Source organism: Mycolicibacterium sp. SMGY-1XX, from assembly GCF_059132455.1.
Genome location: NZ_CP101139.1, coordinates 335,024 through 348,816, shown reverse-complemented (window position 1 = coordinate 348,816; position 13,793 = coordinate 335,024). Strand labels below are relative to the sequence as shown.

The window sequence follows — 13,793 nt, the reverse complement described above, 5'->3', positions numbered from 1 at the left end:
TTCAGGATTTCTCCAGACCGTCGCCTTTTTCAAGGACATCGTAGAGGTCATAGTTCAGCGGCACATCGAGCTGCCCGAACGTGCAACTCGCGGGGTCCCGGTCGGGGCGCCACCGGCGGAACTTCACCGCGTGCCGGAACCGCCGGCCAGCCCGAGCTGAATCCCCCATCGCTCCGCTCGCCCCTGAGCTGCCCTCCATCTGGTCGTAGGCCACCTCCGCGACCTTCTCCGGCCGCACCGGGATCCAGCGCTTGTCGGCCGCGGAATTCCAACGGCTGGGATCGCCTTCACGCACCTCGTCGCCCTCGCGCAGCGGCTCGAGATCGGCGAGCAGCTTCACCCGGTCCTTCACCGAGAACGACGCCGCGCCGCCCACCATCTGGAGCTCACCGTCATCGCGGTAGAGGCCCAGCAGAATCGACCCCACCCCCTCACCGCTTTTGTGGATGCGGTATCCCATTGCCACGCAGTCGGCGTCCCGCGCGTGTTTGATCTTCACCATCTCCCGTTTGCCGGGCAGGTAAGCACCGTCGAGCCGTTTGGCGATCACGCCGTCCAGTCCGGCTCCTTCGAAGGTGGTCAGCCACTGTTGTCCCACGTCCGGGTCTTCGGTGGTGCGGGTGACGTGACACCAGGTCGTGGTGTTCACCGACTCGAGCAGGGTCTCCCGGCGCATCCGGAACGGCTCCCGGAGCAGCGACCGGTCCCCGGTGGCCAGCGCGTCGAACCCGATGAAATGGGCGGGGGTTTCCTTGGCCAGTAGCTTGATCCGGCTCTCGGCGGGGTGGATGCGCTGACTCAGGGATTCCCAGTCCAGCCGGATCCGGCCGTCGATCTCCCGGGGCACCACCACCTCGCCGTCGAGCACGCAGCGTGAGGCGAGCTCGTCGCGCAGCGCGTCCACCATCTCCGGGAAGTACCGGCCGAGGTCCTTGCCGCTGCGCGAGATCAGCGCCACCTCGTCACCGTCGCGGAACACCAGCGCCCGTCTAGTTGACTGAACTTCGGCGAGCCTGCCGGTGGGGTGGGTGCAGCGGGCGGAGGATCCGGTAATGGGCGAGTTGGGACGGGTGGAGTCAGCCGAGTCCGGCCTGCCGTGGCGGGTGATCTTCCCCGATGTCGAGCACGTGGGTGCCACGTCGTACCTGCGGGAGCTGGCGGCGTCGGATTGCAGTCCACTCACAGTTCGAAGTTACGCGTTCGACCTGCTGCGGTGGTTCCGGTTCCTCCACGAACGCCTGATCGATTGGGAGCGAGCCGAACGGGTCGACGTCCGCGCGTTCGTCGAGCACCTGCGGGCGGTGCCCAATCCGCAGCGGTTGCGCCGACGTGCGGATGCGCCGCTGCCGGGGTCGGTGAACGCGGTGACCGGCAAGACGGAGTTGTCGGGCAAGTACGCGCCTCGCACCATCAATCATCAACTGTCGGTCTTGTTCGGGTTCTACGAACACGCCTGTGCCGCCGACCTGGGTCCGTTGGTGAATCCAGTTCCTGCACAGCGTGCTAGGCATGGTGGTCGGCCGCATGCTCACCACAACCCGATGGAAGACTTTGCGGTCTTCCGGCGCGCGAACTATCGGCAGAAGACCCCCCGGCCGGCGTGGCGGGCGATCCCTGATGATGCTGCCGCAGCTCTGTTCAACGCGCTGCGCAGTCACCGCGACCGAGCGCTGGTGAGTTTCTATCTGTCCTCAGGCGTTCGCGCGTCGGAGCTGTTGGGCCTGCGTCACGGCGATCTGGATGCCGGCCGATACACAATCACGGTGACCAGTAAGGGAAGCCGCGTGCGGGAGACGGTGCCGGCTTCGGTGGACTCGTTCGTGTGGCTGGCGCTCTACCTGGCCGAGCAACCACCTATGCGGCCTGGCGCCCCGGTGTGGTGGACCCGACGCTCCCGCCCGGCACCGCTGAACTACCACGCCATGCGCGCGGTGCTGCGCCGCGCCAATGCCAGCTTGGGCGCGAACTGGTCATTGCACGACTTTCGCCATACCGCCGCTGCGCGGATGCTGGCTGATCCCGCGTTCACGCTGGTCGATGTGCAGACCGTCTTGCGGCATGCCAGCGTGACGACCACTCAGATCTACACCCAGCCTCGCCTGGAAGACCTGATTGGCAAGGTCTTGGAGCATCATGCCCGGCCGAAAGCGGGCATGGCGACCATCGAACCCGCCTACGACGCCGCGGCGGTCCGAGAACTATTGGGGCTGCCGACTTGAGCACCGAGGACACTCGGTCACCGCAACGCCGGCAGGCCGCCGCGACGCGCCGTACGATGAGCCCACAGGTCCAACTGTTGTCACGGCCCGATTCACCGCACCTGCAAGCGATCCCAGCAGACAGCCGGTTCGGCCCCGCCGGCCTGGTACGGCACCTGTCGGGCTACGACGCCAACCATGAGCCGCCACCGCTGCCAAAGGGCGCTCGCGGTGCGGCGATGCAACACCGCACCATTACCGAGTTGTGCGACGTCGTAACCGAGCACCATCGGACGCTGCCACCCCAACAGCTTCAGCCGATGATTCGGGGAACGCAGGCTCTGCTGGGTGTGCTGGCTCAATATGCAGGGCAGACGTGGGAGCAGCGTTGGCTCGCAAGCGGTTACGACGCCGCGCCCCGCACCTGGTTCGAGCATGATGCATTGCCGCACTACGACCACTGGTCACCCACGCTCAATGCCCTCAACGCATTACTTGAGGTGCGAGTACTGCGGCCGTCCTACAGTTGGATGCTGGATTCCAGGCAGCGGGTAGCTCTCGGCAGATTCCTCGACCGCAACGGCGGGCCGGCCTTGGAACGGCTGCGTAAGCTGCCCGCCTACCAGGACGCGGTGCCCAAGTACCAGGCCGACGCGGAAAAAGCACTGGCGCGGGTGATGATTCGCACCGGAAAGGACATCGAACAGCTGTGCGGCGATGATTTGCTGTTCTACGCAGACGTGGTCCGCACCTCGGGACGGCAGCGCCGCGAGCACCTCATCTGGGAGTTGCTGGTTGCCCTCGGTCCCTTGGCCGAGGAGGCACCGACGCTGCGGGCAACGTGGTCGGCGCGCGGCAACACACGCCAGCACAGCGCCGCGACGTTGGTCGACCGCTACGGCATCCCTGCTTCAGGGGTGCGCGACCTGCTTGTGGGTTACCTCGAGGAGCTACAGCCGAACATGGACTACAGCTCCCTGGAGGGCCTCGCCTATCGCCTGGCCCGATTGTTCTGGTGGGAGATCCTGCAAATCAACCCCGACCAGGCCGACCTGGCGATTTCGGCCGAGGTTGCGACGGCCTGGCGGGAACGGTTGTCGGTAACCGTCGACGGCCGCCCCCGGCGCGAAGTGCACTCGATCCTGTTCGCCATCCGCGGCATGTACCGCGATCTGGCCGAGTGGTCGCACGACGATCCCGTCCGCTGGGGTGTCTGGGTGGCGCCGTGCCCAGTACCGCGGGCGCTCAGCCGTGCGGCCGCCAAGCAGAAACGGCGACAGAAGGCCTCGATGCAGGATCGCACCCGCATGCTGACTCCGCTGCTGCCGGCACTCCTGGCCGCGGCTACCGCGCACAAGGACCGGACCGCGACGCTTCTACAGCGTGCCTTGGCCTGCGAGCACGACCAAGAGTTCGTCGTCGACGGCTCCACATTTCTTCGGCACTGCCCACCCTTGCGGCGCGACGGCGACGCTCGCGCCCGGATTTGGGCGCACCTGGCACCCGGACAGCAGCGGCCGGGATGGGTCCGGGGCCGCGCTCAGCGCATCGACGTGACAGCACTCGAAGAGGAGGGTTTTTGGGGTTGGGCGCTTGTTGAGACTCTGCGCCACACCGGTATTCGCATCGAGGAGCTTCTTGAACTGACCCAGTTGTCGCTGCGGCACTACACCGCCTCCACCACGGCTACGCTGGTGCCATTGCTCCACATCGTGCCGTCCAAGACCGACTGCGAGCGCCTCATCCCGATGACTCCCGAATTGGTCTCGGTGCTGCTTGAGGTACTGCGCCGCGCCAAGGCCGGTAAAGATTACGTGCCGCTGTCGATCGCCTATGACACCAATGACAAGGTCCACAGCGAACCTTTCCCGCACCTGTTCGCGCGCCCCTTGGGCACCCGCCATGAAGTGCTGGGCCGGCACTACGTGCGCCAGATCCTGACCCACCTCGCCACGATCGCAGGGTTGACCGATGCTGGCCGACCGGTGCACTTCACCCCGCACGACTTCCGACGCCTGTTCGCCACCGACGCGGTTAATAATGGCTTACCGCTGCACATCGCCGCGGCGTTGCTCGGACATCTCAACCTCGACACGACTCGCGGCTACACGGCGGTGTTCCCTGAGCACATCGTCGCGGCACACCAGGCATTCATCGAACGCCGTCGCCAACTGCGACCTTTCGAGGAGGCCAAGGTCGCCGACGACGACGAGTGGGCCGACTTCGAAGAGCACTTCCTGCTGCGCCGCGTCGCACTCGGAGAGTGTCACCGCCCCTATGGCACGCCCTGCGTCCATGAGCACGCGTGCACGCGATGCCGTTTTCTGCGCGTCGACCCCGCCCAACTGGGCCGCATCAACGAAATGACCGAAAACGCCGAACAGCGCCTCATCGAGGCAAAGGACCGGGCATGGCTCGGCGAGGTCGCCGCCCTTGAAGAGAGCATCAAGCATCTACGCGTTCGACAAACCGAGGCGCAGCAACGACTTTCACACGGCGGTAACCCGTTCGCCGCGCAGAGACCACAATGAGACGATGAAGCTCCCCGTTATGCCGCCGGTCTCGCCGATGTTGGCCAAGTCGGTGCCGACGATCCCTCCCGGTGCGTCTTATGAGCCGAAGTGGGACGGCTTCCGCTCGATTTGTTTTCGTGACGGCGCCGATGTCGAGCTGGGAAGTCGCAATGAGCGGCCCCTGACCAGGTACTTTCCTGAACTGGTCGCCTCCGTCATCGCCGAGCTGCCCGAGCGTTGCGTGATTGATGGCGAGATAGTTATCGCCACCGACCACGGATTGGACTTCGAGGCGCTACAGCAGCGCATCCACCCGGCGGACTCGCGGGTGCGGTTGCTCGCGGAGAAGACCCCAGCGTCGTTCGTAGCGTTCGATCTCCTCGTGTTGGGAGATGCAGACTACACCCGGCGGCCGTTTACCGAGCGTCGTGCAGCACTCGTTGATGCGTTGACCGACTCCGGTCCCTCGGTCCATGTCACACCAGCGACCACCGACCTTGCGACCGCTCAGCGCTGGTTTGAAGAGTTCGAGGGGGCCGGCCTCGACGGGGTGATCGCCAAACCGTTGACGGGCACCTACCAGCCCGACAAGCGGGTGATGTTCAAGGTCAAGCATCAGCGGACGGCGGACTGTGTCATCGCTGGTTATCGCGTACATAAATCCAGCGACGATGCGATCGGCTCCCTATTGTTGGGCCTCTATACCGATGGCGGCACCCTCTCGTCGGTGGGTGTGATTGGGGCGTTTCCGATGGCTACGCGGCGACAGTTGTTCATCGAAATGCAGCCATTGGTAACCAGTTTCGACAATCACCCGTGGAACTGGGCAGCCCACGACGCTGGAGACCGTACACCGCGCAAGAACGAGGCTTCACGTTGGAACGCCGGCAAGGATCTCTCGTTCGTCCCGTTGCGACCTGAGCGTGTGGTTGAGGTGCGCTATGACCACATGGAAGGCGAACGATTTCGCCACACCGCGCAATTCAACCGCTGGCGGCAAGACCGCGACCCAGCCTCGTGCACCTACGCGCAGTTAGAGCTACCCCTGGCGTACAACTTGAGTGACATCCTCCCTGGGCTGGCCCCATAGGAACCAGCCCCGACCCAAACGCCGACCTTCTAACGCGTCACGAGTTCGATCGTGTGCGGGTAGCCGATTCCGTTGCAGGCTGAGCACTCTGACCGCAACGTGAGTTCATTTGCTGCAACCACCCCCGAACCATGGCCGTGGCCGGGCCACGGTTCGGGGTCATCACGGCGGAGTCAGCAACTGCCGGCAGGTGGAACCTCATTGCTTGCTTAAGGCTCCGTCCGCTCACGATTCGTGGCGACGTATTGCGGACTCGACCTCGGTAGCGGGCAGTTGTCTCGTGCAGAAGAACCAGTCTTCACATTCCACGCCCTTGACACGCTCGTCCATTCTTTCTTTGGCGGTTCCGCACGAGCCTGCGGTGGGCACGATCACGCGGTCGCCGGGGCGCCAGTCGGCGGGGGTCGCGACGTCGAACCGGTCTGCTGTCTGGAGCGCTTTGACGACGCGGAGCAATTCGTCGAAGTTGCGGCCGAGCGAGAGGGGGTAGTAGATGATGGTTCGCACGGTTCCGGTCGGGTCGATCACGAACACGGCTCGGACGGCTTTCGTTGAATCCTCGCCCGGCATGATCATTCCGTACTTGCCGGCGACCTCCATCGAGACGTCCTCGATGAGTGGAAAGGTCACCTCGACGTTGCGCATGTCGTTGAAGGCGATCTTGTCCTTGATGGTGCGCAGCCAGGCGATGTGGCTGTACAGCCCGTCCACCGAGAGCCCGACCAGCTCGGTGTTGTAGGCGGCGAACTCCTTCTGCATTGACGCGAATGTGATGAATTCGCTTGTGCATACGGGAGTGAAGTCCGCTGGGTGGGAGAACAGGATCACCCACTTGCCGGCGTAGTCAGCGGGGAAGTTGATGTCACCCTGGGTGGTCTTCGCCCGGAATGCCGGTGCAGGATCGCCGATGCGCGGCATCGTCGCCATAGGGGCGGTGTCTCCGGAAACGGTTGACATGGAATTCCTTTCGTAGCGGTTGTATGACATAGAGTTCAACTGCATACCCCTGGGGGTATATTCCAGACGATGCTGACGCTGCCGCGCAGTTTCGACGTTGGCAGCAGGCCCGGACCTCATCCCGACGGCTATGGCCGGTGGCGTTGTATATGACCGCCTGCCGCCGGGTGAACTTCGGTCGGGCTACGCGGTTACTTCGCGGTCAGGCCCAGCTCCCCGGCTTTGGCGAACGTGTCATCGATCAAAACGACCTCTATGCCGGCGCGGTCCAGGAGCGACGTTGCGATGGAGGCGCGGTAGCCCGATCCGCAGTGGACCCATACCGGCCCGGCGGGCATGTCGTCGAGCCGGTTCGGCAGTTCGTGCAGGGGAATGTTGGTTGCGCCGGGGATGTGCTCTTTGTCGTATTCGTGGGTTTGTCGTACGTCTAGGACGGACACCGATTCGGAGCCGACTTTCCCTGCGAGATCAGTGAAATCGGCGACCGGGTAGGAAGCGAGCCGGCTGCCGCCAGCGAGTGCATCGATGGAGTCGGTGGCAGCGCCGGTGAGCCGGTCGACGCCGATGCGCACCAGTTCGCGTTTGGCGTCGGCGACGTGTTCGGCCGAATCACCGATCACGGTGATCGGTGCGCCCCAGTCGTAGAGCCAGCCGAAGTAGCTGACGAACGATCCGGATAGCTCGAAACCCACGGTGCCGGGCAGGTGTCCAGCGGCGAACGCGGTCCGGGTGCGCAGGTCGACGACCCATTCGCCGGCGTCGATTCGGCGGCGCAGCTCGGTGGGGTCGACGATCGCCGGTGGTGTGAGGTCTACCGGTGCGGGACCTTCGCGGTTGATGACGCCCATGTGGGCGTAGTAGGCGGGGTAGGCCGATAGTCCTGCGAGCAGTTCGTCGACGAAGCTTTGTTCGTCTTGGGTCAGTGCCGGGTTGGTGCTGCGTTGTTCGGCGATGGTCGAGGAGTCTCCGGAGGCGGGTGTGGCCGAGCAGAAGCTGCCGAAGCCGTGGGTCGGGTAGATCGGGGTGTCGGGCGGCAGGCGGTCGGCGAGTTTGTGGACCGAGTGGTATTGGGCGTGTGAAAGTCCCTCGGTTTCGTCGGGCCCGATGAGGTCGGTGCGTCCGGTGGTGCCGTAGAGCATCGAGCCGCCGGTGAACACACCGTGGACGGTGCCGGTGTCGTCGCGCAGCACGTAGCTGACGTGGTGGTGGGTGTGGCCAGGGGTGTGCAGGACCTCGAGGTGAATCGGCCCGGCGTCGATGATGTCGCCGTCGGTGACCGCGCGTCGGTCGTAGTCGACGTCATCGCCTGCCGGCACTGCGTAGTCGGCGCCGACGGTGCGGGACAGTTCGAGCCCTCCGGTGACGTAGTCGTTGTGCAGGTGGGTTTCCAGCACGTGGGTGATGCGGACCTCGCGCTTCTCCGCGAGGTTGAGTATGCGGTCGATGTCGCGTTGCGGATCGACCACGACCGCGATGCCGTGGTGGGTGACCAGGTAGCTGCGGTCACCGAGTCCGGAGGTTTCGATGATTGAGACGTCCATGTTGCTCCTTCGTGGGTTCAGTGGAGGATGAGGGTGTCGACGAGCACGTAGGCGGCGACGGCGAAGACCAGGTAGGCGAACCAGCGCTGCAGACGGGTGGTGTCGGTTTTGGTGCCGAAGTATCCGGCGACCAGTGAGGTAGCCATCGCGGCGGCGACGAAGGCGCCGGTGACCCACCAGTCGACGGTGATGCCGCCTAGGTGAGAGGCGATGCCGGCGATGGAGTTGGCGATGATGATCAACAGCGAGGTGCCGATGGCGGTCGGCATTTCGACGCCGAGCACCACGACCAGTGCCGGGATGATGAGGAATCCGCCGCCGACACCGAATAGTCCGGTGAGCAACCCGACCAACAGTCCGGCACCGATCGAGCGGGGTGCGCAGCGGCGCCAGTTGACCTGGCCGGAGCGCACCTCGCAGGCGGTTCCGTTGGCGCCCTGGTCGGCGAGCATGCGGATGCCCGCGAGGACCATGACGGCCGCGAATCCGATCATCAGTACTGGCTGGGGTAGGTGGGAGCTAAGGGCGCTGCCGGCGATCGTGGCGGGTATCCCGGCGGCGGCGAAGATGCCCGCCATGCGCCACCGCACTTGTTTGGCTCGGATCTTGGGGAGCACCCCGACCGCCGACGCTGCGGCGACCACGATCAACGAAATCGGGATCGCCTGCTCCATGGTGAAGCCCATCCCGTAGACCAGCGCCGGGACGGCGAGGATGGATCCCCCGCCGCCGAGCAGACCCAGCAGCACGCCGATCAGCGCTCCCAGTGCCAGGCCGATCGTGATCGCCATGACGGTTCCCCTACCCGTTCCACCGTTGGCGCAACATGGCGGCAAACCCTTGCGGCGTTCCCGTTCGCTGTGTGCATCGACACTGTCGCGCGGCGGATACCGAGCCCATGACGTCCTCGACGTGGTGGCCGCAGCCATCCCAGGTCACCTTGCCGCACACCCGGCAGTCAACGGCGTAACACATATTGAACTCCTTCCGTGATAGGTCCGGGTCAGACTGCGGCGTGGGCGTCGGCCCAGGCGTTGTATCCCCCGAGCAGGTCGGACACCTGCGCAATGTCGTTGGCGCGCAACAACGATGCGGCCACGCTGGAACGCCAGCCACCCGCGCAGTGCACGATGATCGGCTTGTCGGTCGGCACCTCTGCGAGGCGCAGACGCAACTGGGCCAGCGGGATGTGCAGCGAGTGGGGGATGGCGCCGCTCTCGCGTTCACCGGGGTTGCGGATGTCGATCAGCGTCACCGCGTCGTCGGCGAGCAGTTCGTCGAGTTCGGTGACGGTGGTGCGGGGTGCGGCTTGCACGAGGTCGGCGAGTTCTGTGGGAAATTGTCCGTCGCGGCCGACGGTGAGGTAGCCGATCGCGTCATCGGAGCCGATACGCGCCAGTCGCAACGCCGCCTGCTGCTCATCACCAGGGTAGGTGATCAGGGCGATCTGCCCGCCGATGTCGGCCACCATGCCCCCGGTTTCGGCGAACCGGCCGTCGAAGCCGACGTTGACCGTGCCTCGTAGGTGCCCGGCGGCGAAGTCTTCGACGGTGCGGGCGTCGAGCACCCACACACCCGCGTCGAGCGCGGCACGGATCTGCTGGGGCGTCATCTCGGGCACGCGGCGATCGGTCTGCAGCAGGGGGTGCACCCGCTTGTTCATCGCTGCGTCGGAGGCGAAGTACGCCGGCGCGGCAGGCTGGCCCGCGGTGAGCATTGCGACGAACGCGTCCTCGTGCATCGGCTGCACTGACGGGTTGCTCACCCGCTGCTCCGCGATGGTGGAGGTCAGTTCGGTGGACAAATTCTTCCCACATGACGAACCGGCCCCGTGAGCCGGCATCACCGTCACGGCATCCGGCAAGGTCATGAGCTTGTCATGCAGTGTGCGGTACATCGCGCGAGCCAGGTCGGCGCTTGAGCCGTCACCGAGGTTGACCAGATCCGGGCGGCCGACGTCGCCGATGAACAGCGAGTCACCAGTCAGTACCGCCACCGGCTCCGCGCCGGGGTGCTCGCGGACCAGCACACTGATCGATTCCCAGGTGTGTCCCGGGGTCGACAGGATCTCCAGATCCACCTCACCCAGCGACAGATGCTCTCCGTCGGAGAGCCGGCGGATCGGATAGTCGGTCTCAGCGGCCTCGCCGAAACCGATCCACGCGCCGGTCGCGTCCACCAATTCCAGGTGCCCGGAGACAAAGTCGGCGTGGAAGTGGGTGTTGATCACCCCGTCGATGGTCAGCCCGAATTTGTGCGCGTCATCGAGATAGTCGCCGATGTCGCGCCGCGGATCGACGACCACCGCGCGGCCGGTGGTCTCATCACCGATCAGATACGAGGCGTGCGACAGACACTCGATGTAGTACTGCTCCAAGATCATCGCCAGCTCCTTTCACTGCGTTGTCGGGCGCTCTTCGCAATGGCCCGCTGAACAGTTCTACGATACCCCTAGGGGTATTTATTCCAACCCGGGTTAGATACCCTGCTGGGTATGCTACGGTTCACCAGAACATACCCCCAGAGGTATGCGTCAAACGACCCGATGGAACCACACTTGATGCCACCCGCCACGATCGACGCCGCAGCGCTGCACGATCAGCTCTCGTCGACCAATCCGCCCCGCCTCATTGACGTCCGAACACCTGCGGAGTTCGAGACTCGACACATCAGTGGCGCCTACAACGTTCCCCTCGACCTGCTGCGCGAGCACCGCGACGACATCGCCGGCCACCTCGACCAGCCGGTGGTGCTGATCTGCCGCTCCGGTCAGCGTGCTGCCCAGGCTGAGGAATCGCTGCGTAACGCTGGGCTGACAAACGTCTGGATCCTGAACGGCGGGATCTCCGGCTGGCAGGCCGGTGGGTTCGCACTCAACCGCGGCAGACAGCGCTGGGAGTTGGAACGCCAAGTGCGTCTGATCGCCGGGCTGATCGTCGCACTGAGCGTGCTGGCCGGCGCATTCATTCCCTACCTCGAATGGGTCGCCTTCGCCATCGGTACCGGCCTCACCATCGCTGCGCTGACCAACACCTGCGCCATGGGAATGCTGCTGGCCCGGTTGCCATACAACCGCGCTGGCACCACCTGCGACGCTAAGGACATCGTCAACCAGCTGGCGCCCGCATCGCAGACCCCCAGGTGATACGACCGCAACCACGACTGCACACCACACGTCGATACGCGGCTGCCGCCTCGGGAATCTCAATGGCGGCGGTGTCGTTGACCAGACACAGGGGATACCCCCTCGGGTAATCTCTGCATAGCGGCGACGAAAGGGATCATGATGGTTGGCGACGAAGAGGCAATCAGCGCAGTCCTGAATCGACTGCGCCGCGCACAAGGCCAGCTGGCCGGAGTCATCTCGATGATCGAACAAGGGCGCGAGTGCAAAGACGTCGTGACCCAACTGGCCGCCGTTTCCCGCGCACTCGACCGCGCCGGCTTCAAGATTGTGGCCACCGGATTGCGGGAATGCGTCACCGGAGAACAAGCCGGCACCGACAAGCCCATGACCGAAGCGGAACTGGAGAAGTTGTTCCTCGCACTCGCCTAAGCAACGACGACAAAGGAGTCATCATGAGCATCGCCCTAGCTACCAGCCTGAAGACCACCTTCGACGACGCTGTAGCCCGCACGCGAGAAGCGCTGTCGGAACAGGGATTCGGCGTCCTCACCGAGATCGACGTCAAAGCTACCCTCAAGGACAAGCTCGACGAGGACGTTGAGAACTACCTGATCCTAGGTGCGTGCAACCCGCCACTAGCGCACCGCGCAATTACGGCGAACCGTCAAATCGGGCTGCTGCTGCCCTGCAACGTCGTGGTGCGCAGCGACCCCGACAACCCAGAAAACACCCTCGTTGAGGCCATGAACCCGCAACTGCTCGTCGACGTCACCAACGAACCGCAGCTACAACCGATCGCCAAAGAAGTAGCCGACAAACTGATGGCCGCCGTCGCAGCGTTGACGAGCTGACCCGAGGAACGGCGGTTCCGCCGTTCCTACCCAACCCCACTGACGACTCATCGGTCCGAGCCGCACCTCGTGGCCGTCTTGACAAGTTCAGTGAAGGAATCCGTCCCATTTGGGCTCGTACGACCACACCCCCTCGTCGGTGGGCACCTTGGCCTGGGCTTTGGCCAGCATCGGTTCGAGCGGAGGCTGCACGGGAAGGTCCACGGGTTCCATACTCACGTAGACCCGCGAACTCCGGCAATGTCATCGCCCACTTCCCGGGTCCAGCTTGGGCCTGGCGATCTCGAACACCGCGTAGATGCCGTCAGCCGCGATCCTCACCGTGACCCAGTTCGGGTTTATCCCGGCGTCGACGATGATCCGGTGGATCTGATCGAGGGATCGGGGAATGATGCGCGGCCAGCCGACCGCTCGCTGATTGAAGTGCAGCTGCGGGCGGGTGTTCAGCATGTTGGCCCCCACAAGCGCGCCGCCCGGCTTCACCAGACGAAACGCATTGACCAAGAATGTCGCCGCGGACTTCCTCCCGGCGAACTCTTCATCGATGTACTCGAAGATGCCGAGCATGTCCACCATGTTCTGCGAATGCTCACCGAGTGCGCGCACCAGGTTGTCGGTCACGATCAGGTCGCTGATGACATTGCGTCGGAGCAGCTCGTAATGCCGCCCCTCGACGAGGCCGAGTGCCGACGCCTTCTGCCTCGCGTGGTGTAACGCTTCCGGATCGATGTCAACGAGTGTGACGCTGACCTGACGTCCGGCCAGATTGCGCGCCACTGCGTTGAGCACGGGGATCGCAGCACCGCTCGCGATGCTGGTCCACCTGGTGACCGAATGTGGCTCGACATAGCGCGACACCCGATGCGCCAGGATCGACGCGCGGGTACGAACGCCGATTGCATCCAACGAGTACAGAAAGATACCTCTGGTCTTCGGGTCGATCGGCTCACCGGTGGGCAGGAACCACGACTCAGCTTCGTAAACCGGCGTCAGCGCAATCGCTCTGGGAACAAAACGTTCCCGCCAGATCCGCAACGCCGGGGCGCTGCCGAACAACTGGGCGGCCACCGGGTTGTTGAATCGAAGTCGGCGGCGGCCGCCGATATCTGCAAGATGTGGTGCCGCCCAGTGCCTTTCGCCGGCCAGTCGGCTGTCGATCAGGTCGATGTCCGCCTGCGTCTGCATCCTGTCCGCCACGTAGCGGGCGTCCTGCGAGATATCTGACACGGATACGCGCTCAACGCGGATACCCTTGTGCACGCTCACACTGATCGGTGTCACCGTGGTGCAGGAGTCGGTGCAGACACTGTTCTCAGTCATCGCACGTCGTCCGTTCGATCCGACCGCTGATCGAATGTTGCTATCGCCAGGTTACTTTCATTCATTGTTCCCCCCTACGCCGCCTTCCATCGACCACGTTAGGCACCATCTGCGGCGAGAACTCGGGTAGTGGGGTACTCGTGCTGCGGGCGGTCAACCGCGCCACACTGCGACCGTGGCATCAAAATGCGCGAGG

13 protein-coding genes and 1 pseudogene are annotated in these 13,793 nt (G+C 64.5%); 6 read left to right on the top strand and 8 right to left on the bottom strand.

The window, feature by feature from the left end; translation table 11 throughout:
- Position 1 precedes the first annotated feature (1 nt).
- Positions 2 to 1,108: an ATP-dependent DNA ligase gene (locus NL241_RS01640; protein WP_494398457.1), complete on the bottom strand. Its 1,107-nt coding sequence runs from the start codon at positions 1,106 to 1,108 to the stop codon at positions 2 to 4.
- On the opposite strand from NL241_RS01640, the gene NL241_RS01635 reads away from it, so the two are divergent.
- From NL241_RS01635 to NL241_RS01625, 3 genes are read left to right on the top strand one after another with little or no spacing between them, the layout of a single operon-like run.
- The gene (locus tag NL241_RS01635) at positions 1,053 to 2,219 is read left to right on the top strand and encodes a tyrosine-type recombinase/integrase (protein WP_494396592.1); all 1,167 of its coding nucleotides are present in this window, start codon (positions 1,053 to 1,055) and stop codon (positions 2,217 to 2,219) included. The genes NL241_RS01640 and NL241_RS01635 overlap by 56 nt on opposite strands.
- Positions 2,216 to 4,729, top strand: a complete 2,514-nt coding sequence (locus NL241_RS01630; protein WP_232100411.1) for a tyrosine-type recombinase/integrase — start codon at positions 2,216 to 2,218, stop codon at positions 4,727 to 4,729. Before NL241_RS01635 ends, NL241_RS01630 begins: the two co-directional genes overlap by 4 nt.
- A gap of 4 nt (positions 4,730 to 4,733) precedes the next feature.
- A complete protein-coding gene (locus NL241_RS01625; protein ID WP_494396591.1) occupies positions 4,734 to 5,801 on the top strand; it encodes an ATP-dependent DNA ligase in 1,068 nt (355 codons plus the stop codon).
- A 225-nt stretch (positions 5,802 to 6,026) separates the two neighbouring features.
- Here NL241_RS01625 and NL241_RS01620 read toward each other — a convergent pair whose 3' ends face one another.
- From NL241_RS01620 to NL241_RS01600, 5 genes are all read right to left on the bottom strand, one after another.
- Positions 6,027 to 6,719, bottom strand: a complete 693-nt coding sequence (locus tag NL241_RS01620) for a peroxiredoxin (protein WP_494398456.1) — start codon at positions 6,717 to 6,719, stop codon at positions 6,027 to 6,029.
- A 230-nt stretch (positions 6,720 to 6,949) separates the two neighbouring features.
- Positions 6,950 to 8,299 (bottom strand): MBL fold metallo-hydrolase, encoded by a 1,350-nt coding sequence (locus NL241_RS01615; RefSeq protein WP_073680408.1) that lies wholly within the window; start codon positions 8,297 to 8,299, stop codon positions 6,950 to 6,952.
- A 17-nt stretch (positions 8,300 to 8,316) separates the two neighbouring features.
- Complete coding sequence (locus NL241_RS01610) at positions 8,317 to 9,090, bottom strand: sulfite exporter TauE/SafE family protein (RefSeq protein WP_494396590.1); 774 nt, start codon at positions 9,088 to 9,090, stop codon at positions 8,317 to 8,319.
- 10 nt (positions 9,091 to 9,100) lie between these two features.
- Positions 9,101 to 9,274: a DUF8730 family Cys-rich protein gene (locus NL241_RS01605; protein ID WP_487250808.1), complete on the bottom strand. Its 174-nt coding sequence runs from the start codon at positions 9,272 to 9,274 to the stop codon at positions 9,101 to 9,103.
- Positions 9,275 to 9,302: 28 nt separating this feature from the next.
- The gene (locus tag NL241_RS01600; RefSeq protein WP_494396589.1) at positions 9,303 to 10,682 is read right to left on the bottom strand and encodes an MBL fold metallo-hydrolase; all 1,380 of its coding nucleotides are present in this window, start codon (positions 10,680 to 10,682) and stop codon (positions 9,303 to 9,305) included.
- A 177-nt stretch (positions 10,683 to 10,859) separates the two neighbouring features.
- On the opposite strand from NL241_RS01600, the gene NL241_RS01595 reads away from it, so the two are divergent.
- The 3 genes from NL241_RS01595 (at position 10,860) to NL241_RS01585 (ending at position 12,277) form a co-directional block, all read left to right on the top strand.
- Complete coding sequence (locus tag NL241_RS01595; RefSeq protein WP_139308437.1) at positions 10,860 to 11,444, top strand: rhodanese-like domain-containing protein; 585 nt, start codon at positions 10,860 to 10,862, stop codon at positions 11,442 to 11,444.
- 141 nt (positions 11,445 to 11,585) lie between these two features.
- Positions 11,586 to 11,855: a metal-sensitive transcriptional regulator gene (locus tag NL241_RS01590; RefSeq protein WP_494398455.1), complete on the top strand. Its 270-nt coding sequence runs from the start codon at positions 11,586 to 11,588 to the stop codon at positions 11,853 to 11,855.
- 23 nt (positions 11,856 to 11,878) lie between these two features.
- On the top strand, positions 11,879 to 12,277 hold the full coding sequence (locus tag NL241_RS01585; protein WP_073680411.1) for a DUF302 domain-containing protein: 399 nt from the start codon (positions 11,879 to 11,881) through the stop codon (positions 12,275 to 12,277).
- A gap of 96 nt (positions 12,278 to 12,373) precedes the next feature.
- Here NL241_RS01585 and NL241_RS01580 read toward each other — a convergent pair.
- Positions 12,374 to 12,490, bottom strand: a pseudogene (locus tag NL241_RS01580) (ATP-dependent DNA ligase); the annotation flags it as partial.
- A 30-nt stretch (positions 12,491 to 12,520) separates the two neighbouring features.
- Positions 12,521 to 13,597 (bottom strand): class I SAM-dependent methyltransferase, encoded by a 1,077-nt coding sequence (locus NL241_RS01575; RefSeq protein ID WP_494396588.1) that lies wholly within the window; start codon positions 13,595 to 13,597, stop codon positions 12,521 to 12,523.
- Positions 13,598 to 13,793: the final 196 nt, after the last annotated feature.

Bases quoted from the DNA above. Each gene is read 5' to 3' on its own strand.
- NL241_RS01575 (WP_494396588.1), bottom strand. From the start codon at position 13,597: ATGACTGAGAACAGTGTCTGCACCGACTCCTGCACCACGGTGACACCG.
- NL241_RS01620 (WP_494398456.1), bottom strand. From the start codon at position 6,719: ATGCCGCGCATCGGCGATCCTGCACCGGCATTCCGGGCGAAGACCACC.
- NL241_RS01595 (WP_139308437.1), top strand. From the start codon at position 10,860: ATGCCACCCGCCACGATCGACGCCGCAGCGCTGCACGATCAGCTCTCG.
- NL241_RS01625 (WP_494396591.1), top strand. From the start codon at position 4,734: ATGAAGCTCCCCGTTATGCCGCCGGTCTCGCCGATGTTGGCCAAGTCG.
- NL241_RS01600 (WP_494396589.1), bottom strand. From the start codon at position 10,682: ATGATCTTGGAGCAGTACTACATCGAGTGTCTGTCGCACGCCTCGTAT.
- NL241_RS01590 (WP_494398455.1), top strand. From the start codon at position 11,586: ATGGTTGGCGACGAAGAGGCAATCAGCGCAGTCCTGAATCGACTGCGC.
- NL241_RS01605 (WP_487250808.1), bottom strand. From the start codon at position 9,274: ATGTGTTACGCCGTTGACTGCCGGGTGTGCGGCAAGGTGACCTGGGAT.
- NL241_RS01635 (WP_494396592.1), top strand. From the start codon at position 1,053: ATGGGCGAGTTGGGACGGGTGGAGTCAGCCGAGTCCGGCCTGCCGTGG.
- NL241_RS01585 (WP_073680411.1), top strand. From the start codon at position 11,879: ATGAGCATCGCCCTAGCTACCAGCCTGAAGACCACCTTCGACGACGCT.
- NL241_RS01610 (WP_494396590.1), bottom strand. From the start codon at position 9,090: ATGGCGATCACGATCGGCCTGGCACTGGGAGCGCTGATCGGCGTGCTG.
- NL241_RS01615 (WP_073680408.1), bottom strand. From the start codon at position 8,299: ATGGACGTCTCAATCATCGAAACCTCCGGACTCGGTGACCGCAGCTAC.